General features: G+C 40.0%; 19 protein-coding genes. 7 read left to right on the forward strand and 12 right to left on the reverse strand.

Going from position 1 to position 21,400, the window contains the following annotated elements:
* The first annotated feature begins 35 nt into the window (after positions 1 to 35).
* Both AAEZ22_RS03525 and AAEZ22_RS03530 read left to right on the forward strand, forming a co-directional pair.
* The gene (locus AAEZ22_RS03525; protein ID WP_197182172.1) at positions 36 to 464 is read left to right on the forward strand and encodes an OsmC family protein; all 429 of its coding nucleotides are present in this window, start codon (positions 36 to 38) and stop codon (positions 462 to 464) included.
* Between the two features lie 369 nt (positions 465 to 833).
* Positions 834 to 1,607 (forward strand): EAL domain-containing protein, encoded by a 774-nt coding sequence (locus tag AAEZ22_RS03530; RefSeq protein ID WP_352296192.1) that lies wholly within the window; start codon positions 834 to 836, stop codon positions 1,605 to 1,607.
* 82 nt (positions 1,608 to 1,689) lie between these two features.
* Here the strand turns inward: AAEZ22_RS03530 and AAEZ22_RS03535 are convergent, their stop codons facing one another.
* Entirely contained in the window at positions 1,690 to 3,183 is a 1,494-nt protein-coding gene (locus AAEZ22_RS03535) for a dipeptidase (protein WP_352296195.1), read from the reverse strand.
* A 175-nt stretch (positions 3,184 to 3,358) separates the two neighbouring features.
* Here AAEZ22_RS03535 and AAEZ22_RS03540 point away from each other — a divergent pair, with 175 nt between their 5' ends.
* The gene (locus AAEZ22_RS03540) at positions 3,359 to 3,547 is read left to right on the forward strand and encodes a DUF2986 domain-containing protein (RefSeq protein WP_011328862.1); all 189 of its coding nucleotides are present in this window, start codon (positions 3,359 to 3,361) and stop codon (positions 3,545 to 3,547) included.
* Between the two features lie 147 nt (positions 3,548 to 3,694).
* Here AAEZ22_RS03540 and AAEZ22_RS03545 read toward each other — a convergent pair whose 3' ends face one another.
* Positions 3,695 to 5,821: a TonB-dependent receptor plug domain-containing protein gene (locus tag AAEZ22_RS03545; RefSeq protein WP_352296198.1), complete on the reverse strand. Its 2,127-nt coding sequence runs from the start codon at positions 5,819 to 5,821 to the stop codon at positions 3,695 to 3,697.
* A gap of 366 nt (positions 5,822 to 6,187) precedes the next feature.
* On the opposite strand from AAEZ22_RS03545, the gene AAEZ22_RS03550 reads away from it, so the two are divergent.
* Entirely contained in the window at positions 6,188 to 7,390 is a 1,203-nt protein-coding gene (locus tag AAEZ22_RS03550) for an MFS transporter (RefSeq protein ID WP_011328864.1), read from the forward strand.
* Between the two features lie 60 nt (positions 7,391 to 7,450).
* Here AAEZ22_RS03550 and AAEZ22_RS03555 read toward each other — a convergent pair whose 3' ends face one another.
* The 4 genes from AAEZ22_RS03555 to AAEZ22_RS03570 all read right to left on the reverse strand — a co-directional run bounded on the left by AAEZ22_RS03555 (position 7,451) and on the right by AAEZ22_RS03570 (position 12,711).
* Entirely contained in the window at positions 7,451 to 8,497 is a 1,047-nt protein-coding gene (locus AAEZ22_RS03555) for an NAD(P)-dependent alcohol dehydrogenase (RefSeq protein ID WP_179807884.1), read from the reverse strand.
* Positions 8,498 to 8,655: 158 nt separating this feature from the next.
* Positions 8,656 to 9,369: a DUF1499 domain-containing protein gene (locus tag AAEZ22_RS03560; RefSeq protein WP_086998780.1), complete on the reverse strand. Its 714-nt coding sequence runs from the start codon at positions 9,367 to 9,369 to the stop codon at positions 8,656 to 8,658.
* 83 nt (positions 9,370 to 9,452) lie between these two features.
* A complete protein-coding gene (locus AAEZ22_RS03565) occupies positions 9,453 to 10,793 on the reverse strand; it encodes a DUF1501 domain-containing protein (protein WP_352296201.1) in 1,341 nt (446 codons plus the stop codon).
* 10 nt (positions 10,794 to 10,803) lie between these two features.
* On the reverse strand, positions 10,804 to 12,711 hold the full coding sequence (locus tag AAEZ22_RS03570) for a DUF1800 domain-containing protein (RefSeq protein WP_179807882.1): 1,908 nt from the start codon (positions 12,709 to 12,711) through the stop codon (positions 10,804 to 10,806).
* 170 nt (positions 12,712 to 12,881) lie between these two features.
* Here AAEZ22_RS03570 and AAEZ22_RS03575 point away from each other — a divergent pair, with 170 nt between their 5' ends.
* Positions 12,882 to 13,097 carry a hypothetical protein gene (locus tag AAEZ22_RS03575; RefSeq protein ID WP_011328869.1) on the forward strand — a complete coding sequence of 72 codons (216 nt, stop codon included), beginning with the start codon at positions 12,882 to 12,884 and terminating at the stop codon, positions 13,095 to 13,097.
* Between the two features lie 135 nt (positions 13,098 to 13,232).
* Here the strand turns inward: AAEZ22_RS03575 and AAEZ22_RS03580 are convergent, their stop codons facing one another.
* Positions 13,233 to 14,363 carry an S-(hydroxymethyl)glutathione dehydrogenase/class III alcohol dehydrogenase gene (locus AAEZ22_RS03580; RefSeq protein ID WP_011328870.1) on the reverse strand — a complete coding sequence of 377 codons (1,131 nt, stop codon included), beginning with the start codon at positions 14,361 to 14,363 and terminating at the stop codon, positions 13,233 to 13,235.
* Between the two features lie 135 nt (positions 14,364 to 14,498).
* The gene (locus AAEZ22_RS03585; protein ID WP_011328871.1) at positions 14,499 to 14,825 is read right to left on the reverse strand and encodes a DMT family transporter; all 327 of its coding nucleotides are present in this window, start codon (positions 14,823 to 14,825) and stop codon (positions 14,499 to 14,501) included.
* A gap of 167 nt (positions 14,826 to 14,992) precedes the next feature.
* On the opposite strand from AAEZ22_RS03585, the gene AAEZ22_RS03590 reads away from it, so the two are divergent.
* On the forward strand, positions 14,993 to 15,859 hold the full coding sequence (locus AAEZ22_RS03590; RefSeq protein ID WP_352296204.1) for a LysR family transcriptional regulator: 867 nt from the start codon (positions 14,993 to 14,995) through the stop codon (positions 15,857 to 15,859).
* Between the two features lie 75 nt (positions 15,860 to 15,934).
* Here AAEZ22_RS03590 and hrpB read toward each other — a convergent pair whose 3' ends face one another.
* Positions 15,935 to 18,361, reverse strand: coding sequence for an ATP-dependent helicase HrpB (gene hrpB, locus AAEZ22_RS03595; protein ID WP_193038695.1), 2,427 nt, complete (start codon positions 18,359 to 18,361; stop codon positions 15,935 to 15,937).
* Between the two features lie 149 nt (positions 18,362 to 18,510).
* Positions 18,511 to 18,924 carry a group II truncated hemoglobin gene (locus AAEZ22_RS03600; protein WP_011328874.1) on the reverse strand — a complete coding sequence of 138 codons (414 nt, stop codon included), beginning with the start codon at positions 18,922 to 18,924 and terminating at the stop codon, positions 18,511 to 18,513.
* A 265-nt stretch (positions 18,925 to 19,189) separates the two neighbouring features.
* Between AAEZ22_RS03600 and AAEZ22_RS03605 the strand changes: the two genes are divergently transcribed.
* Positions 19,190 to 19,387: a CsbD family protein gene (locus AAEZ22_RS03605; RefSeq protein ID WP_011328875.1), complete on the forward strand. Its 198-nt coding sequence runs from the start codon at positions 19,190 to 19,192 to the stop codon at positions 19,385 to 19,387.
* Between the two features lie 64 nt (positions 19,388 to 19,451).
* Here AAEZ22_RS03605 and AAEZ22_RS03610 read toward each other — a convergent pair whose 3' ends face one another.
* Both AAEZ22_RS03610 and AAEZ22_RS03615 read right to left on the reverse strand, forming a co-directional pair.
* Positions 19,452 to 20,063, reverse strand: a complete 612-nt coding sequence (locus AAEZ22_RS03610; protein WP_352296207.1) for a hypothetical protein — start codon at positions 20,061 to 20,063, stop codon at positions 19,452 to 19,454.
* A 345-nt stretch (positions 20,064 to 20,408) separates the two neighbouring features.
* The gene (locus AAEZ22_RS03615; RefSeq protein ID WP_352296210.1) at positions 20,409 to 21,383 is read right to left on the reverse strand and encodes a transposase; all 975 of its coding nucleotides are present in this window, start codon (positions 21,381 to 21,383) and stop codon (positions 20,409 to 20,411) included.
* Positions 21,384 to 21,400: the final 17 nt, after the last annotated feature.

Consider the following 21,400-nt stretch of genomic DNA (forward strand, 5'->3'; position numbering starts at 1 on the left):
GAAAAGCTTACCGCCAATGCAATAAGGAGAAGATGATGACAATTAAAAAATCTGCAAACTCAAAATGGTCTGGTGATATTAAAACAGGTAAAGGCAGTATTTCTACGCAAAGTGGCGCGCTTAATAATCAACCCTACGGATTTAATACCCGCTTTGAAGATAAACCCGGCTCAAACCCTGAAGAATTAGTAGCTGCGGCGCACAGTGCATGCTTTAGTATGGCATTATCGCTAGCATTAGGTGAAGCAGGGTTTACCGCCGACAACATTGATACCAAAGCGGTGGTTAGCTTAGATGAAGTAGACGATGGTTTTGCTGTTACCCATATTGCGCTTGAAGTTAATGCTAAAATTGCTGATATTGCAAACGAGCAGTTTCAAGCTTTATGCGATCAAACCAAAAAAGGCTGCCCTATTTCTAAACTAATGAATGCTGAAATATCACTCACAGCAAACTTACTTTAAAGCCCTTAACCTAGCTTGCTAGTAATTACATAAATAATTACACCAATAGGCCAAGCATTATGCTTGGTCTACTTCCTAGTTAATCACCTTATTAATTAACCTTTTGATTAATTAAACAATTAACTCACTAAAGTAGTAAATACCTTTTCGTACTTTTATTATGTTTTGCGGAGTTATAATTGATACAAGGTAGATTTACTTAAATAAAAATGATCTTTCTAATACTGAGTAAATTTGTTACTTTTTATTAAAGCTGTTTTCGAATAACCTTCGTATATAGCAATTTTTATTACACTTGCTCCACCAGCTCTTCTATAGATAAAAGCGTAGCACAGTAATTACCCCCTCTAAATTGAAAGGACAATAATAATGGATGATAAAGCAAAAAATTGTGAAAAGGTCTCATGTAGTAATTGCGCAGATTTAGATGAGCTCGGATTTGATTTTACCATGGCTTTTCAACCTATTATTAACTGTAAAACCCAAAGTATTTACGGTTATGAAGCATTAGTTAGAGGGCTAAATAATGAGTCGGCTTATTCTATTATTTCTAAAATTACAGTCGATAATCGCTATACGTTTGATCAACTGTGCCGTATAAAAGCCATTGCATTAGCGGCAAAATTAAAAATAGACTCCATTTTAAGTATAAACTTTCTTCCTAATGCTATTTATAAACCTGAGCGTTGTATTCGCACTACATTAGAAGCCGCTGAAAAGTATAACTTCCCAACAAAAAATATTTTATTTGAATTTACCGAAGTTGAAAAAATTGAAGATACCGCCCATGTAAAACGCGTTGTTAACTATTATCAGTCTCTTGGGTTTAAAACAGCCACTGATGATTTTGGATCGGGTTATTCTGGCTTAAATTTATTAGCCGATTTTCAAACCGATATTATTAAGCTTGATATGGCACTTATACGCGATATAGATAAAGATGCAAAACGCCAAACAATTGTGACTCATTGCTTAAATATGTTTCGCGATCTGGGAGTTATAACATTGGCCGAAGGCATTGAAACATTAGAAGAATATACATGGCTTAAAAATGCGGGTATTGAGCTTATGCAGGGGTATTTGTTTGCTAAACCGGGATTTGAAAGCTTACCAGATGTAAACTTTGCTGACTTAAATTACTAACTTAAGTCAGTAATTTAAGTACCGGCTAATATTTATATTTAGCCGGTATTTTTATGCTCCTTTTATACTAAGGAGAGTAAAGTTACATATTACCTAGCTCTATCATCATCGCAGTGTACATGCGCAAGTTAAGCTTAAGCTGCTCAAGGGTAATAAACTCATGCTCAGAGTGTCCGGTGTAACGCTTACCTGGCATTGATGGGCCAAACGATACCGCATTATCAAATAACTTAGCGTTAGTACCGCCACCAATAGAGACAAAGCCGGCTTGTTGATCACCCGTAAAGTGCTTAAAAATATCAAGTAATTTTTGCGCATGCGGCGCGTCATCAAGTAGCATAGGCGTACCTATAATAGTTTTAACATCACTTAGTGTTACATTGTTAGTGGCTTGCCATTTTGCTAGTGCACTGTCTATTTGCTGCTTTAACACCAACTCTTCTTTGCCCATAGGACGGCGCGCATTTACACTAAGCGTTAGGGCATTTCCCTCTCGTTCAATCACAGTAGGTGCCACTGTCATTGGCCCCATAAAATCATGTTTATAGGCAATATCGCCAAACTGTTTGCCATGAATATCTAAACCAATTAGCTGATTTACAAAGTTAATTAACTGCCCATCGCTATTATTTTCAAGCACTAGACCTTTAAATATTTCGGCTAAATAAGCAATTGCGTTAACACCCGACTCTGGCTCTGATGAATGCGCCGATACGCCTTTTACACTAATTGCGACAGCAGTATCGCTTTGCTGAGCAAAGTTAAACTCTACTTGCTTAAGCGTACTGGCTTTGGCTTTTAATTGAGTAAGTAACTTAGCATCGGCATTATGCAGTACTAGGCTGGCGTCTTCTGGTATTTGGCTTACAAATGCACCACCTGCAACATCACTAACATAAACGCCTGTTTTTGCCGAGGTAGCATTGAACGTTGGCGCAATTAAACTCCAACCTTTTTCAGCCACCACTACCGGGTATGACGCATCAATTGTTACTGCGTACTTTGGCTGCTCATAGGTTTTCATAAACTCAGTAAGCGGGCCCCAATCAGACTCCTCAGCAAGGTAAATCATTAACTCAATACGGTTATTAAGCGTTATGCCTTTATCTTTAATGGCTTTCATGGCGTAAAGCGCTGTCGCTATTGCGCCTTTATCGTCTTCGGTACCGCGGCCAATTAAGCGCCCAGGCTCTGATGTTGTATCAATAATAAATGGGCTTTGCTGCCACTTACTCGCATTAGCTGGTTGCACGTCGCCGTGTGTTACTACGGTTACTTTATCGCTTTGCTCCCCAAGTCCAATTAATACTGTGTAGCCTAAATCCTGATAATCTAAACCCAGCTCGGCCGCTTTCATTTTGAGTAAGGCTTTAAAACCAATAAAGTCGGGATTTTGTGGTGCGCTAATATCGCTTTTATTCACAGTAGGAAATGATACTAAATTGGTTAGTGTATGTACCTGGGCGCTTTGGTAGGTATTTACGGCATAATTGGCAACACTATCAATATTTTTATTTAACTGTGCTTGGGCACTAAACGCAAATAATGCAACACTGGCTAACGCTAACTTTTTCAAAACAATTCCCATTTAATTAATCACTAAGAAACATAATTATAACCTTGTGCATCTCACACAAACAGCGCTTTGCGGTAAAGTCACATAACAACCAGTGCAATTAGTTAAATATTTATATAGTTGCTTTTATACTTGGTGCTATATAATGCGCGCCTTAAAATTATGAGTATTAAACATGAACCGTCGCAAAAAAATCGTTACTAAATTTCAAAAGAAAGACAAGCGCACCAATGCCAAATTACATAAAAGCAAAAAGCCAGGTTATGTATCAAAAGCTGAGCGCGAAAAACTTGAAAAACTTACTGACGAAAAAGTAGAACAAACAACTGAGCAAACCGCTGAACCTGAAGCTGAGCAACAATAAGCGCTTTTAGGCGCTTATTGCTTTAAGTTTTTACGGATCTATTGTGGTAAAAGTAGCGTATCGCTCAATAACCTACTACCACAGTGGTAACTATTAATTTAAAAGCCATAGTAAATTTATATAGCCTTTCTATTTACCGTTTCAACCTTAAAACGCGTAGCTTAATGCTAAATTTAATGATCTTCCTTGTCCTGCTAATTGTGTAAAGCCGGTTGCGTTATCTTGTTTAAACCCAGCAATGCTAACCCCACCTAATGGTAGTTGGTAATACTGATCAAATAAATTTGTTACCTCAACACTTAGCGTAAATGCATCCCACACTGTTTTAGAACTTAAATTAACTAAATGATAGCTATCGGTTTGGTTTTCAAAGCGGTTGTTATCTACTCTCGTTTTAGTATCGACCCATTGCCATAAAAGTGAGTTTTCAACATTACCAACTTGCTGGCTAATACCAAGCTGGGTTTGCAATGGTTTAATTTGATAAAGCGGCTGAGTGCTAGAGTTACCGTCGCGTTTGCCACGGGTGTTAGTTATATTTGCTTTTAACTGCCACTGACCTAACTGTTCAGATTGATAAATACTGGCACTTAAATCTACTTTAGCGCCATATAAAATGGCGTCTACATTAGTAAACTGCAAAATATTGCGACTATTACCGTCAATGCCTGAACTATTAAAGTTCCTTACTATGTCAGCATCAATATAATCACTCACATCGGTATACCAAATATTAGTGCTTAAACGCCAGCTGTCGTCTTTTGCCAATTTAGTATAAGTAGCACTCATTGTATGTGCGGTTTCAACGCCAAGATCTGGGGTGCCAATATAACCATTACCATCGCCGTACCAGCCAATCATGGTGGTTGCCATATTGCTACCCCCCCAACTGTATCGCTCGTATAAGTTTGGCGCGCGATTTTTACGAGCAATACCAAGTTGCAGTTCATCAACGTTAGTTATTTGGTAATTAATTAATACGTTTGCATCAACTACAGTATCGGTTTTATTTCTACTCCCTGCATTAAACGTATTTGCTGCTATAGCGTCACTTGGCCCTATATGCATACCGCCCATGTGCATACCTGTGTTATATGCCTGTACTTCACTTACTTGGGTATTTATATTTTCAATACGCACACCCGTGTTTAACCATAGTTTTTTACTATTTTGGCTTTCATATTCTGCAACAAGTGCAATGCGTTCACGCTTTCCATTATTAATATTTTTATAGTCGTTTGGCCCCATCATGGCCGAGCCTGTAATACTTGGCCACCAATCATCAATACTATAATGGTAATATTCTTGAGCTAGCAATATGCTGCTATCGTTATCTAAATTTATACGCCATTTTAACTGGCTGCTTATATCTTCTGCGTCGGTTTTCATTGGCATCATGCCGATTTTTTCTGCACTAAAAAATCCCATATCGTGTTTTACGCTATGCCAATTTACTTGTCCTGCAAACTCGCTGCTCGCAAATGCTCGTTTGTATTGCGCTGTAACCCCGTAACTGGTGTTATCTGTCATATCCATATACTGATTAGCAAAGCCTTGATACGGAATTTTTTGATGACTAAGCTTAACTACAACCTGCTGTTTATCGTCGCGTATAGCTGCGGTTAAACTGTGATTTTGGGCGCGATACAACGTATCAAGCACTACATCGCCGTTCCCGTCTTCATAGCTGTTTGCATCACTAAACGAGCCCTGATAATTAACGCTAAGTGTATTACTTGCTAAACGTGCACCTACTCCAAAATTACGACCATTGTCAGCAGTGCTGTACTTTGCCGATACATAACCAGAATGCCATGCTAAATCGCTATTTTGAGTGTATTGCGGTGCAATAGAGTTAACACTTATTACACCTGCTATATTATCGCCACCTGCACTTACCGGTGATACACCGGCAACCACATGATAAGACGTAACTTGGTTCGCCGAAATGTAAGACAACGGCGGATTCATTTGATTAGCGCATGCCGCCGTTATTTCTGCGCCATCAACTAATACTTTTACTCTGTCGCCCATTAAACCATTTAAAATAGGTAAATTAGATACGCCACCAGCTGCTGAAAAATCGACACCTAAATCACTTAATAGCGACTCTGTAGAGCCAAGTACTAAATGTTTATTTTGAGCATCCCCATGTACTTCAATCACTTCTAAAGATGTATCGTCGGCAAATACTAAAGGAGATAAAAGCCCACTTGTTAAAAACACTAAAGGTGAGAGTAAGTAAGGTGTACGGTATATTATTTTATGCGCCATTATTTTATTCTTTGGACTGCTATTATTAATGACGTAATTATACTGGATTCACCTTACTTGCATGCGCGACATAATGTCGCACTTTATTAACTATAATCAGCATTTTTAGCCAAGCTTATCTTTTTATATTAGGTTATTTGCCTCTCTAAATTAACCACACGACATTAAGATTTTATTAAAGTAATTAATTTACCTTTAACGGCCAGCTAATAGATGACGCCCTATGTTATTTGGCTTAAAATGGCCGCCTATTTATTCCCAGCATTTACAACAACACTTCTTTTGCTTTTTTCGCAGCAACAACACTTTACAGTTTGCTTGTTGCCCTAGTTTTTATGAATTAAACATTAATCTCAAAGGATTTTTATGACCGCTAATGTAGCGCCGCCATCTAATCAACTTAACCGAACAGCTATATTAATCGTGCTTGCGCTCGGTACTTTTATTTTAGGGTTATCTGAATTTTCGATGATGCCTATGCTGCCACTGATCAGTGAAACTTTTGGCTCAACGCCTTCGCAAAGTGGCTACGCTATAAGCGCTTATGCTTTAGGTGTTGTTGTTGGTGCGCCCATTTTAATGTTAACTACTGCGAATATGAGAAAACGCAAAGCGCTGCTTATATTTTTAAGCTTAATGTGTATTTCTAATAGCTTAAGCGCTTTTGCAACGTCACTTGAGCAATTGGTATTGTTTCGCTTTTTAAGTGGCTTGCCCCATGGTGCTTATTTTGGTGCAGCTATTTTATTAGCCTCTGAAATTGCCCCTGCAGGTAAGCGTGCAAGCTTTATGTCGAAAGTTTTTATGGGTTTGACCATTGCCACCATTGTTGGCGTACCTGTGGTAACTTTAGTAGGACAAAACTTAAGCTGGCGTTACTGCTTAGCCGGTGCAGGTGTTTTAGCTTTTATTGCTTTTATTTTTGTATATAAAGTTGTGCCAAATATTGAAAACACTAAACCATCTAATTTACTTAATGAGTTTGGAGTATTAAAAAACAAGCTGGTTTGGTCTATTTTGGGTATTGTAATTATTGGTTTTGGTGGGGTATTTTGTATTTATACCTATGTTGCCGATACTATTTTAGAAGTAACCGAAACAGCGCCCTACACCATTTCGATTGCTATGGTGATGTTTGGTATTGGCTCAACATTAGGTAATTATGTATTAGGTAAAGCGGCAGATAAATCAGCAATTAAAACAACTGGCTTAGTACTAGTTTGCACTATTGTATTTGCCTTTGCTTATGTAACCGCAAGCTATAACATTTGGCTGCTTTATGGGGTTATATTTTTTATTGGCTGCAGTTTAGGTTTAGCAACGCTAGTACAAACCTTACTAATGGATGTGTCTCCTAATGGGCATGCCATGATAGGCGCGTTAGTACAGTGTGCTTTTAATGTTGCTAATGCAATTGGCCCTTGGGTTGGAGGCATTGCAATTGCGCAAGGTGCCGCGCCAAATCAAACAGGCTATGTTGCCGCTGCTCTTTTTGTTGGTGGGTTTATTATGTGGTTACTTAGCTACTTACAAATGAGCAATAAATCGTTTGTAGCAAAAGAGGCTTAATAGTTAACTAAAAAGAGCCGCTAATTTGCGGCTCTTTTTATTTTTAATTACTAAGTGTAATTAAACACTTAACGATGCCATATCAATAACAAAACGATAACGAACGTCAGACTTTTCCATTCGCTCATAAGCTGTATTTATTTCATCAATATTGATCATTTCACATTCGGGTAATACATTATGCTCGCCACAAAAATCAAGCATTTGCTGCGTTTGTGCAATACCACCAATAAGTGAGCCTGCAATACGGCGACGCCCCATTAATAATGGCACTGTGCTTAGCTCATCAACCGGGCCAACCTGACCAACAATAACCAGCGTACCATCAATATCTAGCAGTGGTGTGTAAATAGATAAATCGTGCTTTACCGGTACGGTATCAATAATAACGTCGAAGGCTGACTGCGCACTTTTCATTGCATCATCGTTTGACGACACTAAATAATGCTGGGCACCTAGTTTAACCGCATCGTCTTTTTTAGACTCACTACGGCCAACTACCGTAACGCTTGCGCCCATAGCGACAGCGTTTTTAACCGCCATATGGCCAAGACCACCTAAACCAACTACAGCAACACGACTGCCTTTTTTAACGCCCCACTTATGTAATGGCGAGTAGGTAGTAATGCCTGCACACAACAGCGGTGCAACACGCGACAGCTCTAAGTTTTTAGGTACTGAGAGTACGAACTCTTCACGCACTACAACATGTTTAGCATACCCACCTTGGGTCATATCGCCGTTAACACGATCTGTTCCTGCGTATGTGCCTACCATGCCTTCACGGCAAAACTGCTCTTCGTTATTATCGCACTGATCGCAACTTTTACATGAGTCGACCATACAGCCAACAGCAACCGTATCGCCTTGCTTATATTTTGTAACGTCGCTACCTACCGACATAACCTTACCAACAATTTCGTGTCCGGGTACTAACGGGTAGCGACTACCGCCCCAATCATTACGTACCGCGTGCAAGTCTGAATGACAAACTCCACAGTATAATATTTCAATTTCTACATCGTTATTTCGTAAATCGCGGCGCTCAAAAGAAAACTCGGTGAGTTCTGAACCTTGGCTTTTTGCTGCATATCCTACTGTTTTCATAATAACTCCATAGTATGTTAAAAATATAAATACCAAATAAGTATACTTGCTTAGCTGTGAACACTAACTGATGATAAAAAACCCAAGCCGTACGCTTGGGTTCCATTTGATTGTTGGTAACTTAATTGTTAGTAACTTAACATTTAGGTTTGCCCTAATTATTTTGCCAGTACCGCGTTTAATTCATCTACAAATGTATGAATACGCTCTGCATTTTTACCTAAATCACTGCGACCAATACGCGACTTACTACGAATATCAACAAAACGCTGAGAGCCTTCATCTTTAATACGCACCACTATATCGTCTTTAAAACCAAACCAGGTGGTGGTCTCGGTTGCTTCAACAATCCCTTGGCTAGCATCGCTATTAACTAACTCCCAACCCAAATTTTTAATCGCTTGCACTGTAGCCACTACTAGCTCACTTTTTGGGTAAGCATAATTAAGGGTAGTCAGTTCTGGGTAAGCTTTAAGCTGTTGCGCAGCCGTTTCTGCCCCGGCATAGGTCACTGGGTTTGGCGCATCGGCACGCAGTGGTGCAATAGCTACAAACTTTGGTGGATTAACTACGTCTGTCGAAATATCATGAATTGGCGGCACACTTTTCGCTTTATCCATCATATTAAGCGGCATAAAAATAGCAATACCCGCAAATATAACAGCCACTACAGTGCTACTTACAGTGGCTGTTTTACGCATAAATATAACCTGCACCAAAAGTAATACAAGCGCAGCTCCCCCCACGTAAACACCAAACCTAAATCCAGCAAATGCAGTGCCTAACTCAACAACACCAAATTTATATAATGGCCCGGGTAATACAACCATTAAAAAGGCGATTAAACTCACCAAACTTACTAAAACTTTCATTAATTTACTCCATTACATGAATTTTTTATTCGCAAACAGTTTTATACTGTTTGCGATGGAATTTGGGTTACATTAATAACGAATTAAACCATAAAATCTAATGTCGACTGATTAAAGTATCTTAAGTTTGGAAATATATCACCTAATTCTGATGCAGGAACACCAAACCACTTAGCTAGTGTGGCAAAATATTGCTCATTTGCAACACTTGGTATTAATCGCCCTCGGCCGGTATCTTGTGGTCCGCCTAAATGTTGAGTTAATAACTCCCCATATATATTGGCGCCTTTAACTGCGCCTCCCATAACGATTTGGTTTCCTGCCCAACCATGATCCGTGCCATCGCCATTAGATGTTAGCGTACGGCCAAAGTCCGACATAGTAAACGACGTTACTTTGTCAGCCATATTCAGCTCATTCATCGCACTATTAAACTCGTTAAGTCCTTGTGCTAGTGTGCTAAGCAATGCAGGGTGAGTATTCAATTGATTATCGTGTGTATCAAACCCTCCCATAGAAACAAAAAACACTTGGCGCTGCGTACTTAACTTTGCTTGCACACTAATCGCCTTAGTTACCGCAGCTAGTTGCTTCGACAACCCTGTATCGCTAAATGAGGTAATAAGTTCAGGGGCGGCTTCAAGCGCACTATTCATTGTTTGGGTATTTCTAATCGCCGAATTAAAACTATTAGCGTAAGCACCCGTTAATGGATGATTCGTATTACCCATTATACGGTTCATAATATTGGTTACATGCTCAGTTCTTGGCTGATAACCGCCAAAAGCGTTTACTTTACTTATACCGCTTTTATTAAGCGAAAACGCCTTAGTTTGCGCGCCTGTTTGCCAAAGATTGGTGCCATCGAGCGATATGTTTGCAGCAAACTGATCTTGCTGATTTAAGCGCTCTAGCAAACGCGCTCCCCAACCATTATTTAGCGATTCCTTTTCACGACCATACATCCACGCTGCTTGTTGATTGTTATGTGAAAACAAGTGTTGAGGCAGCGGTACTGCTTTATTTTTATAATCGTCAAGCGTGGTTGGTGCAAGCAAAGTACCTACTCCGCCAACAAATGCCAAGTTAGCCGAATCAAACACACTTTGCATGGGTGCAAGCGCTGGGTGCAGCCCTACACCACCAGCAAACGACGAATTAGTATTAAGCGCAATAGGCGAAGCAACCGCCAAGTTTTGCCTGCTTTTTTCATACAAATTTCGTTGCTCGCCCTCTAACGGCATTAGCATATTTAGTGAATCGTTACCGCCATATAAAAATATACATACTAGGGCTTTATAATCACCCAATTCAATAGCATTTGTTGAACCCGCTAATGCTTGAAGTTGTAAGCTGGTTAGCGCCGCTGCCGACACCCCGCCTTTTAAACATAATGACAAAAATTGCCTTCTATTTATGCTCATTATGCCTCTCCTAATACTGCAAATTAAATTCAGGTGAAATAGCAATCATATAAAGTAAATACGATACCCGCTGACGATCTTGATTATCAATAAAATAGGCACTTAAATCGAGTAACGCCTGGCGTGTTTCGTGGCTCATTGAACCGGCAAAATACAACACATTGTACTGATCAAGTAACGACTCTATGCCATAATTTTTTAGATGGTTCATATCGTTTTTAATATAGACGTATAGTAATTTTGGACTTAAAGATGTTTTTCCTTCAGCCGCATTCCACACTAAATCTGCAAAGTGCTTATTCATTATGCCAATTATTGTAGAGTCATTTGCTATTTGTAACTCTGGAGCAACTAAGCCATCACTACGTAAATAAACAGGTTGGTAATCGGGCCTGTAAAAGTTAAATACTGAGGGCGACTTCATTGGCCCCTGTCCATAGGTATTGTATAAACCCCACGTGTTGTAATAACCGTTACCGGTTTTAGCATCTAGATTTCGCCAAAACTGTATTGTGGTTATCAGTGGCTCTTTTAGTTTCCCTTGATAATTTAAAACACTGCCAAAATGGCGTGCCTCATCATCTAAATAAATAGCCTTTATTACCGCGGCTAAATCTCCTCGTACTCCAGCGCCGTTATCATTAAAAACACGAGCAACACGGGTAACATATTGCGGTGTTGGGTTTGAGGTAATTAAACGCTGTATGAGTTGTTTACTAATAAATGGCGCTACATTATTGTGATTAAATAGGTTATCGAGCGCTATTTGCAGTGTTTCTTCTGGTCCGTAGCCCTCGGGGATAATTTCGCCATTTAACAATGTTTTTTGTTTACTAGAGTGATACTCGCTAAACGCTTTCATTGGATTTACATAATCACGTTTTTTTTTCTTAAAAGTTTCACTAGCTGCAAATGTCCACCCAGTAAAAACGCGCGCAAATCCTTCTATTTGAGCCTGACCGTAGGTGGCAATTGTATTACCTTGCGCATCAAGCTTTGGAGTAGCGTCTAAATTTAACTCTTCAAGGCCTATTGTAAATAACTGCATTACTTCGCGGGCGTAGTTTTCATCTGGGCGAATATTAAGCTCATCATTTGCCTTTTCATTCCCTAAATGGCTTAAAAAAGTACCCATAATTGGCGACAGCGTTACGTCTTCTAGTAGCTCTCTATAGTTACCAAAAGCATGTTTAAGCAAAATATCGTAGTAAGTGATCATGCCCTCGGGCTGATTACCTACATTACTACTTGCATCCGACACAACCAATATTTGACTCAATGCAAAGGCAACACGTTGGCGTAGTTGATCGTCGCTATGCAACACCCCCTTCCACCACGCATCAATCCTATTAATATACTGAAATTTGTTTTCATCAGGGCTTTTCACTAAATAACTACGATGGTAGTTAATTGGTAACGCCATTTGTTGCTCAAGCCACTGCTGTTCGCTTAACCCTTGAGCTTGGCGTATTTCACTTAATGTGGGGCCCATACTGCCTTGCTGTAATATACGTGCGGCAGCAGTTTCATCCATACTATTACGCGCAACAAAACTCACAGTTTTAACGTTGGTAGCCCCTTCATTATCGGTTGCCGTTACGCTAAAAGCGTACTCCATTGCTGCATGACTTTGCGCATCTGGTAAAGTAATAGTGATACTACTGGCATTTACAGGTGCATTAAGTACTTTAAGCCCCGCAGTTTGTTCCCACACAACACTACTGATAACGCCATCGGCATCGCCAACTGTTGCATTTAAATCAATAGTTTGACCTTTAACTATATCGTTTTTGATATTGGTTATTGATAGGGAGGGGATTTTATTTGTGCTTATAACTGGTGTCTCATCTGAGCCAGAGCCACCGCAAGCACTGATAAACAAAGCAGAGCTTGCTAGTAAAAAAGTTCTATAGTACATGTAAATTTGTTCTCACCTTTAATTAAAGCACAACAGTGCTTACTGCAATTAACACATCAATTGAAACATAAAAATTACATACTTACTCTTTATTTTTTGTAACCGAAACTTGACTAATTAGCAAAAATGCACAAACTACGGGGGTTAAACTAGCCAGAGCCTTATTATTTATGAAAACAGAAATTAGCTATCGTTTTGAATCTTCTCAAGTTGCCAACCGATTTATACATCTACTTAAAAATTGGCCCATTAATGATGTAAAAACAAAATTATTTAATGGCGGCAATTGCGTAAAGGTTAATTATGACTATGACGAGAGTGGTTTTGACTACACAGTTGCAGAGCTTGACGATTTAGCCGAAACACACGGCGGTAAAGAAATTTAAAAACAATGCTTATATATTTTGAAGTGTTTTTGGCTGGATCTACTTTTTTAAAACGGATGGATTGTTGATTAGTAACTATAAATTAAACAAAAAAAGCACTATGGTTTAATTAAACCATAGTGCTGCTGTTTATCGTTATTTATCGAAATGAATAACAGTGCGAATACTTTCGCCTCTGCGCATTAAATCGAACGATTCGTTAATATCTTCAAGTCCCATTGTATGGGTAATAAAGTCACTTAACTTAAATTCACCCGCTAAATAACGTTCTACATAATCAGGTAATTCGCTGCGACCTTTAACCCCACCAAATGCTGAACCTCTCCATACTCTACCCGTTACCAATTGGAACGGACGGGTTGAAATTTCTTGCCCCGCACCAGCAACACCAATAACCACAGACTCGCCCCAGCCTTTATGGCAGCACTCTAGCGCAGAGCGCATTAGGTTAACATTACCAATACACTCAAACGAGTAATCAACACCGCCATCGGTCAACTCTACAATTACATCTTGAATTGGTTTGTCGTAGTCTTTAGGGTTAATAAAGTCGGTAGCGCCTAGTTTTTTTGCTAATTCAAACTTACTTTCGTTAATATCTATAGCAATAATTCGGCTCGCTTTAGCCATAGTTGCGCCAATAACTGCCGACAGGCCTATGCCACCAAGGCCAAATATGGCTACTGTTGCGCCTTCTTCAACTTTTGCAGTATTCATTACCGCGCCCATGCCGGTTGTAACACCACAGCCTAATAAACACACCTCTTCTAATGGTGCAGATTTATTAACTTTTGCTAACGAAATTTCTGGTAATACCGTGTATTCAGAGAAAGTTGAACAACCCATATAATGAAAAATTGGCTGGCCGTCTTTGTAAAAACGAGTGGTGCCATCAGGCATTAAGCCTTTACCTTGAGTTTCACGAATTTTTTGACACAAGTTAGTTTTACCCGATAAACAAAACTTACACTCGCCACACTCTGGTGTATATAAAGGAATAACGTGATCCCCAACTTTTACACTCGTTACGCCCTCGCCAACTTGCTCAACGATACCACCGCCTTCGTGGCCTAAAATAACCGGAAAAATCCCTTCAGGATCATCGCCAGACAAAGTAAAAGCATCGGTATGACAAACTCCAGAGGCAATAACTTTAACTAATACTTCGCCCTTGCGCGGCAGCATTACGTCAATTTCTTCGATAGATAAAGGCTGTTTTGGACCCCATGCTATGGCGGCTTTCGATTTTATAAACTTATCTGACATCTCGTTCTCTCTTAATTAATAAATTATTTAATATAAATGAACGTAAACACGTATTTTAGTTTAGTTCAGTTACCTTAATAATGCGCTGCTGCATATTATTTTTGGCTTAGAATTATGCTATTCATTTTAAAGCAATTAATGGCTATGCCCTTGCGATAGGTTAATCATTGCAATGCCTATGGCCACCAATGCCATTCCTAACCAAGTGGATAGATCTAAATGCTGTTTATATACAAGGGTAGATAGTAGCGTAACGGTAACAATAGCTAACCCTGCCCACATCGCATGCACAATACCTACAGGCATGCCTTTCATTGCTTGGCCTAAAAAAACAAACGCAGCCAAATGGCCCAATAACACCACTATGCTGGGCAGTAACCTAGTAAAGCCATCTGTTTGTTTTAATGCCACATGCGACATTGCTTCTGCAATAACACCTAAAAATAAAAATACCCAACTCATATTTTTTCCTATTTATTTTGCGAGCTGTTGTATTAATGTCGATAACGTTATATCGACGATTTAACTTATTCACAGCATGTTTGTGTTGATGGCTGCTATTATATTTGTTTCTGTAAAAATGATAATATGCTATTTTTGAAATTAACTTGTACATATAGGTAACAATCATGCAGTGGGAAGGTATTAGTGAATTTGTACACGTTGCTGAAAATGCCAGCTTTACGCAAGCCTCAAAAAAAATGGCAATATCTACAGCGCAAGTAAGCAGGCAAATTAGTGCGCTCGAAAACCGGCTGAATGTGAAGCTGTTTTATCGTACTACGCGCAAAGTGTCGTTAACTGAAGAAGGCCGAGTGTTTTATCAGCATTGCCGCAGCGTGCTTGATGGCTTAGATGCTGCAGAGCGGGCTATAACTAATTTACAAACAACGCCCCAAGGTAAAATAAAGCTTACGGCTTCGGTAATTTATGGAGAGCAGCAAGTACTGCCTTTGGTTTCTGACTTTATGCTGCAATATAGTGAGGTCGCGGTTTCTGCTTACTTGAGTAATCAACAAATTGACTTAGTTGAAGGCGGATACGATTTAGCTATACGTATTGGTAAGCTGGCCGACTCGTCAATGATGGCAAAAAAACTCGGAACCAGAACCAGTTATGTGTGCGCATCGCCAGAATATCTGGAAAAACACGGCATACCACATGCAATTTCTGAACTGAGTAAACATAGTTGCCTACTAGGCACGCTTGATTATTGGCACTTTATGGAATCGGGAAAAGAAAAAAACATTCGCGTTGCCGGTAAGCTAAGATACAACAGTGGCTATAGCCTAGCGGATGCAGCATTAAAAGGATTAGGAATAGTACAACTGCCCGATTACTACGTGCAAAATCACCTGCAAAGTGGTGAACTAATTACCTTATTAGATAGCTATCGGGTGCCTGATGAAGGCATTTGGGCCATATACCCTCATAATCGTCACTTATCGCCAAAAATAAGGTTATTGGTCGACTATTTAGCAAAGCATCTTAGTTAGTATTTACGTACTTGAATAATATTAATCTCGAATTTAACTGTGAGGTTAATATTATTACTTCAACTAAGTACACGCTCACATTTTACTTTTCACTTTGTTAGTTGCAATACTGGTTGCAGGGCTATCGGGCCAAAAATGCTTGGGGTAACGCCCTTTCATTTCTTTTTGTACATCGCGATAACTGGTATTCCAAAAGTGCGCTAAATCTTGAGTAAGTTGCAACGAGCGTTTCCCCGGCGACAATAACTCCATCAGCAGTGGCAATTTCCCCTGCGCCAACAACGGCGTGCTGGTCATACCGTATACTTCTTGCATACGTACACTGAGCTTTGCAGGGCCTTCAAGCTGATATTCAATCCTAATATTAGAGCCGCTCGCTACCGTTAAACGCAGTGGCAGTAAGCTTTTTAAGGCACTTTGTTGTTGCCAGTCAAAACAATTTTGTAATGCCTCAAAGTAGTTAAACTTTTTAAGCTGCTCCAGGGTTTTAATATCTTGTAAAAATACACCTAGCCACTGCGGTGCCGTTTGAATAAGTTGTTGCTCGTTAATTTTCGGAAACTTTTCGCTCATTAGCTTACTTGCTAAGCTCATTCTAATTAATAGTTGCTCAGCGTCTTTTTGTTCATTAAACAGTGCAAAGCCATGTTTAGTAAATAAATTTAACCATGCTTTGGCGCGCTCACTTTTATCGAGTTTTTGCGCACTTGGCTGGCTAGTAAGCGTAATAGCGCCAAGTTTCACTTCATCTTGATGGATAAAGCGTGCGGTTTTTTCATCAAACTCACAGCGAGTTTGCATGCTAAATAAATGCGGCAAATAAGCTTGCAGCTCAAATGGGCTAAGTGATGTGGCACTAAAAATACGCCCGCCTTTGTGCCCGCCCATAGTGGCAATTGCAAGGTAGTCGTCGTTATGCCAGTAATCGCGGTTTAGCTCAGCGCCTGCACCATTGGCAAGTAAGTATCCACTGCCACGCTTTTTCGCGATTCGATCGGGGTAAGCAAGCGCCACCAGCAAGCTTAAGTGCCCGGTATTTAAATCGCCATTTGACTCTTTTACTTTTAAGCGAGTTTGCCAATATTTTAATTGCTGCTTGAATACCGGATGCGGCCGTTGTTGTTGGCTATGCAGCGCTAAGCTTAGCTCATTAGCAGTATTAACTCGGCTTTCAAGTAATGCCACCAAATAAATAGCGAGTCGATAAATACCGGGGAGTGCTTGCTCTAATGCCTGCGCTTTTAATAGCATATGCGCCAAACGAATATCAGCGCCAAAGCCTAACATTTTACTGCCAAGCGGTGTGAGCTTGCCTTTGCTGTCTATGGCTTCAAGCATGCTAAGTAAGTTACTTGCCTGTATGCCTTGCTGCTCAGTAGGCTTATCAAGCAAGGTTAGCTCCTCAATGCTTGCCCCCCACTGCTTAGCTTCTAGCATTAGTTGGCTTATGTCTGATGTGAGTATTTCGGGATTGTCGTGACTATTACGGCGCTCAAAAGTTTGCTTAGAGCCAAGCCTATAAACCACACCTGGCTCTATTCGCCCTGCACGCCCTGCACGCTGCACTGCCGATGAGCGCGATATGCTTTGTGTTGTGAGTTCAGTAACACCGGTTTTTAAATTAAAGGTCGCGGCGCGGCGTTTACCGCTATCAATCACAATCCTTATGCCTTCAATGGTTAAGCTAGTTTCGGCCACATTGGTAGTAAGTACCACCTTGCGCATTCCTTCAGGCGCAGGAGCAATAGCTGCTTGCTGGTTGGCTTTATCTTGCTCGCCAAATAGCGTTGCCACTATACAATTGTTTGGTAAGTCAGTGAGTGCTTGTTGTACCCTGAGTATTTCGTGCTGCCCTGGTAAAAACACCAACGCGCTGCCTGTTTGCTCACTCAGTGCTTGTTTTATTATAGTGGGGATTGCATCAAGCCAGCGGCTTTCATCTTTTATGGGTATATATACTTCATCTATTGGATAGCTGCGCCCATTTGATTGAATTACAGGGCAAGCAAAAAACTCAGTGTAGCGCTGGGTATCAAGGGTTGCCGACATCAACATTATGGTTAAATCTTCGCGCAGCGCACTTTGGGTCTCTAACGCAAATGCCAATGAAGTATCGGCTGCAATGGAGCGCTCATGAAACTCATCAAATATCAGTAAATCAACATCGCTAAGCTCAGGATCGTTTTGCAGCATACGAGTAAGCATGCCTTCGGTAACTATTTCAAGGCGCGTATTAACACTTACTTTGCTCTCACCTCTTATACGCAGGCCAACACTTTGGCCAACACTCTCGTTTTGACACTTTGCCAAGTAACTAGCAATATTACGCGCAGCTAAACGACGCGGCTCTAGCATTACAATACGTTTAAAGTGCCCATCACGCATAAGTTGCAGCGGCAACCAAGTAGACTTACCTGCACCCGGCGGCGCTTGCAGTAGCGTAATTGGGTTGCTTTGTAATGTTATTACGAGTTGTTGATATATGTTTTGAACCGGCAGCACAGCTATTTACCCTAAATTGCTTTACCGGCATTGTAACAAAAAACCGCAGCGTGACTGCGGTTGATGTTTAATAATTAATACTCTTTTACAAGCAACTAAGCTCAATAGGTTGCCCATTAGCTACCCACTTTCTACCTATTAACTCTCTACTAGCTACCCGATACCATTCTAATTCGCTCTGCGGGTACGCGCAATTGCTGCATTAAATACACTTTAAACGACTCTGCATAAGGCTGATCATCTACGGCTTTTTGCATGCATAATAGCCAAGCTTCACTTTCGGCAACGCCTACCGCCAAGTGTTTATGCGCCTGGGGAATGTTAATGCTGCCAAAATGCTCCGCGTACAGCTTAGGTCCGCCCATCCAACCTGACAAAAAGTAAGCTAACTTTTTACGCGACTGCGACAAGTCTTTACTGTGCATATCTCTTATGTGCTTAGCCTCTTTTAACTGTTGCATATAATCATAAAATGCATCAACCAGCTGGGTAATACCTACTAACTCCCCCGCCATTTTGTAAGAGCAATCTCCTACGCCATATTCACACACTTTAGTATCCATAACTCACTCATACCGTCTGTTTTATCGCAACATAATAACTTAAAACCTATATTGGATAAGCAATTATTACAAACTGCTATGTATATTTTGTATGCATTTAAAGAAGGACCACATAATTACACCCACCTTTTAGCCTTACTCTATTTATGATTGATATTAAGCTACTGATATTAATTACAAAAAATATTTATGCTTTTTTTTGGTATACGACTTGCTACTTTATAGTTGACTGTTAATTTCACTAATCTAAAGTAAGGAGCTACTTATGAACAGCGATCGTATCAAAGGTAATTGGAAAGAACTTAAAGGTAAAGCGCAACGTAAATGGGGCGACATAACCGACGATGATTTAGATAAAATTGAAGGTAGCCGCAAAGAGTTAGTTGGCAAAATTCAACAGCAATACGGTAAGTCGAAAGAAGAAGCCGAACGCGAAGTTGATGAATTTGAAAAAGACCATTAATTTTAAGCTATTAGCTACTTTAAAATAAACCGCCTTTGTTGGCGGTTTTGTTTTTGGCTAAACATTAATGAGCACTTATCACATCTTCAGCTAATAGTAGCTCATCGCCTTTATATACTTCGAGCCAACCTGGCGGTGATGTATCGCAACCAATAATAGTTACCTGTAACACATAACTATAACGACCATTTTTAAACGTATAATTATGATTGCCACCACTGCCTTCAAATGTAATATCGCCATTTAGTAAAACCATATCAGGCTTGTCGCTTGGCTTTTTATCAATACCCCACACTGCATAACGAAAATTATGATCGCCTAAATCATCAACACGAATATGGTAGTTAGCTGTTTTCCAATCGAGTACTGGCTTTTCAAAAGTATTGATACTTGCATGCAAAGATTGCTTACCTTGTTCAATTAAGCTTTTAGCCAGTACCTGCTCTTTTACATTTTGCGTATTTACAGCAATAATTTTACCGTCGGTATCTACCCACATAACGCCGTTATTTAGCATAATGCCGCGCCAACCTACACAATCCCAATCGGTATCAATGTTTGAACTGGCAATAACTGCGGTGAGTTCATCGTCAAACACTTCATCAAAGCGGTTAATAAGCTCAGCCTCATCTTTAATGTCAGGTATAGGATATAGAAACATAGAATGAAGAAACATAGAATGACACCCACCCTAATAATTAATCCCTTTGGAGAAGAAACATAGAATGACACCCACCCTAATAATTAATCCCTTTGGAGAAACATAGAATTACACCCACCCTAATAATTAATCCCTTTGGAGAAACATAGAATGACACCCACCCTAATAATTAATCCCTTTGGTGTTTATCTAAATAAACATTGCTGAGCTTAAAATCCCCTTAGCTTTGACAATCTCTCTGCTTATTAAAATAATATTCAAATAACGCTGTATTTAACTGCTTTTTATTCATTTTTAGGCATGCGAAATACTGTGCTTTCACAGTGAGATGGAATTACGGAGAGTTTTTGAAGTAACGCTTTAAGCCAGTAGCTTTTCGCAATTACTAACGTTGGCGCGCCGCTTTCTGTTTAGGTGTTCGCAGTATCCTTCGTGCGACGCTGGGCGACCTACTGCACCATGAAATACGCGACTAAATTGTGTGGTGAGTTTTAGCCAGTTTTCGGGGGTAATGTTTACTCTTTGTAACAGGGGTAAAGTGCTGCTTTCGATATAGCCTGCTTTACCTTCGCGTATACAACGCCCGGTTAATTCTACTAGTTCAAGGTAAGATTTAAGCGCAAAGGGTAATCCTTTTGCCATGTGCTTTTTGGGTTTACCTGAAAAACGCAGGAGTTGCTTCGGTTGCTTACCTACAGTGGCACTTTCAATGCGTATTTTTACGCTGGTATGCTCTGATGTTTCTGGTGTTGTTGCTGCCTTTGCTCTTATTGGGTTTAAGTCAACATATGCCATACAGGCGATTAATGCGGCTTCATCTAAGAGGGCTTGTGATTTAAAACGTCCCTCCCAAAACCGTCCGGTACAGTTATCTTCTTTATTAGCTCTGCGCGCAATGTCTTCATTTAATAAGCGCATAAACCAACTGATATTAGCTAAGCGTTCTCGGTACTCAATGATTGTTTCATTTAGAAAGAGCCATTCAATTTTACTTAGCTCTTCACCTTGCAGGTATTTGTTAGTGAGTACAGTGCCTTTACAAAGCCTGTGCCACCGCTGAATAATGGCTTTATCGGTTAGTCGCTTGGCTTTTTTATCATCAACATAGAGTACTAAGTGGGTGTGATTACTCATTACTGCATACGCGCACACATCGATACAAAATACGTTAGCGAGGGCAAGTAATTTGCTTTCAACCCACCCTCTGCGATGTTCATACGATTGATTAGTAAAGTTGTCTACGCCGCATAAAAATGCACGGCGTACACAGCGCGAAATACAGTGGTAGTATTTTGTATCGACCAAACTAACCTGACGTTTTCTTGCGATAGCCATGTGACACCCTGCTTAAT

This window comes from Pseudoalteromonas sp. 20-MNA-CIBAN-0454 (assembly GCF_040308685.1).
GTDB classification, from domain to species: domain Bacteria; phylum Pseudomonadota; class Gammaproteobacteria; order Enterobacterales; family Alteromonadaceae; genus Pseudoalteromonas; species Pseudoalteromonas nigrifaciens.